The 428-nt window shown below is 61.0% G+C and carries 1 protein-coding gene; it reads right to left on the bottom strand.

All coding sequences use genetic code 11. The features are described 5' to 3' along the window. Positions 1 to 201, bottom strand: a 201-nt coding sequence (locus tag GVL61_RS25220; protein WP_227698818.1) for a hypothetical protein, incomplete at its 3' end; no start/stop codon positions are given. Between the last annotated feature and the right edge of the window lie 227 nt (positions 202 to 428).

Below are 428 nucleotides of genomic sequence, written 5' to 3'. Positions count from 1 at the left end.
GAACACCAGTCCCTTGCGCTCCAGCTCGCGGTAGATCCGGATGCCAGGTGTCGTGGTACCGAAGACTGGATTTTTCTCATCTGACTCGGGCACTCTCCACTCGATGAGTGAGCCGCCATGCTCGTCCAGAAGCCGCAAGCCCGCCCGTTCAGCTGCCGAGAGTTGGCACCGGGCTTTCGGGTCACGCTTCATCGGAGCCATGACGTCCCGCCTTTGCCGCCGATCGGTCAGGGCTTCGTGGATGGCCCTGCAGTTGCACGATGGAATTCGTCCGGGCAGGAACGAACCTATCCTGCTCATCGTCCACCAGTCGCTGAGTCTGCCCAGCTCGATAGCAGGCCCACAAGGGCGTGTTTTTGGGGATCGTATGGGGCGGAGTCCTGTCGTACCCCTTCCAAAAAGCCACGGCCATGTTGTTGCCCATGCAC

This window comes from Novosphingobium sp. 18050 (assembly GCF_902706195.1).
GTDB lineage: Bacteria > Pseudomonadota > Alphaproteobacteria > Sphingomonadales > Sphingomonadaceae > Novosphingobium.
The sequence above is the reverse complement of the archived record's forward strand: the minus strand, read 5'-3'. Positions and strand labels throughout refer to the sequence as shown.